1 protein-coding gene is annotated in these 1,956 nt (G+C 60.8%); it reads left to right on the forward strand.

The annotated features are described in order from the left end of the window. Positions 1-165: 165 nt before the first annotated feature. On the forward strand, positions 166-1,956 hold a 1,791-nt coding region (locus AC1DUU_RS30705; RefSeq protein WP_476787089.1), incomplete at its 3' end, for an efflux RND transporter permease subunit.

The raw sequence follows: 1,956 nt of genomic DNA on the forward strand, positions 1-1,956 counted from the left end.
CCTCAAGGCAGGCGACAAGGTCGTCGTCGAAGGCTTCCAGAAGGTCAAGCCCGGTGCTCCGGTGACCGCCCAGACATGGAAGCCCCAGGATACGGCGCCAGCAACTGGCAGCGCCGGCTCGGTGGAGCCGGCTAGCAAGCCCAAGGCCGGCTAAGGACAGAAAACATGCCTCAGTTTTTCATCGATCGACCCATCTTCGCATGGGTCGTGGCGATCTTCATCATGCTCGCCGGCGTCATCGCCATTCCGTTCCTGCCAGTAGCGCAATATCCGAACGTGGCGCCACCGCAGGTCTCCATTTCCGCGACCTATGCCGGCGCCGCACCCGAAGACATCTACCAAAGTGTCACCCGGCCCATCGAAGAAGAGCTGAACGGCGTTGCCGGGCTCCTCTATTTCGAATCGACCTCCGATTCCTCCGGCATGGTCAGCATTACCGCGACCTTTGCTCCCGGGACCGACAGCGGCCAGGCGTCCATCGACGTACAGAACGCTGTGCGCCGTGTTGAGCCGCGCTTGCCGCAGGTCGTCAAGCAGGTGGGCATCCAGGTTGAAGAGGCCGGCAGTGGCTTCCTCATGATGGTCGCCCTTACGTCGACGGACGGTTCGCTCGATGTCGTCGGTCTTGGTGATTATCTTAGCCGCAACGTGCTCAGCGAAATCCGGCGTATCGACGGTGTCGGCCGCGCGCAGCTGTTTGCGACGCAGCGCGCCATGCGCATCTGGATCGATCCTGACAAGATGGTCGGATTGAAGCTCACATCGGACGACATCACCAATGCGATCCGGTCACAGAACGCGCAGGTTGCCGCTGGCCGCATCGGGGCGGATCCCAACCCGATCACGCAGCAGATCTCGGCCACCGTCCTGGTTAAGGGCCAGCTCACCTCCGCCGAAGAATTCGGCTCCATCGTGCTGCGCGCCAATCCCGACGGCTCGTCGGTCCGGCTGTCGGACGTGGCGCGCATAGAGGTCGGCGCGGAAAACTACAACTTCTCCACCAGGCTGAACGGCAAGCCAAGCGCAGCGATCGCGGTACAGCTGTCGCCGACGGGCAACGCGTTGGCGACATCCGAAGCCGTCCGGGCGCAGATGGAGGAGCTGTCCCGCTTTTTCCCCGAAGGCCTGGAATACGCCATCCCCTACGACACCTCGCCGTTCGTGAAAGTGTCGATCGAAAAGGTCATCCATACGCTTCTTGAAGCAATGGTGCTCGTCTTCGCGGTGATGTTCCTGTTTCTGCAGAACTTCCGTTACACGATCATCCCGACACTGGTCGTTCCGGTGGCGCTGCTCGGAACCTGCGCGGTCATGCTGGCCACGGGGTTCTCAATCAACGTCTTGACGATGTTTGCTATGGTGCTGGCGATCGGCATCCTGGTCGACGATGCCATCGTCGTGGTCGAAAATGTCGAGCGCATCATGGCCGAAGAAGGGCTGTCGCCAAGGGACGCGACGCGCAAGGCCATGAAGCAGATCTCCGGCGCGATCATCGGCATCACGCTGGTTCTCACGGCCGTCTTTGTGCCCATGGCGTTTTTCCCGGGAGCCGTTGGCGTCATCTACCGGCAGTTCAGCCTGACGATGGTCGTGTCGATCATGTTCTCCGGATTCCTGGCGCTATCGCTGACACCTGCGCTGTGCGCCAGTTTCCTGAAACCGATCAGCAAGGGGCACCACGAGAAGAAGGGCTTCTTTGGTTGGTTCAACCGCGGCTTTGACCGGACGACGAGCAGCTATACTTCGAGCGTCGGTTGGATCGTGAAGCGGACAGGCCGTTTCATGATCATCTACCTGGCGCTGCTGGTCGGTCTCGGTTGGTCCTTCATTCAGCTCCCCACCTCCTTCTTGCCGAACGAAGACCAAGGCTTTCTGATCGTCGATATCCAGGGGCCGCCGGAATCGAGCAGCAACCGCACGCGGACTATTGCCGAAACCGTCGAGACGATCTTCATG

It is taken from the genome of Aminobacter sp. P4_H6_2, assembly GCF_056400805.1.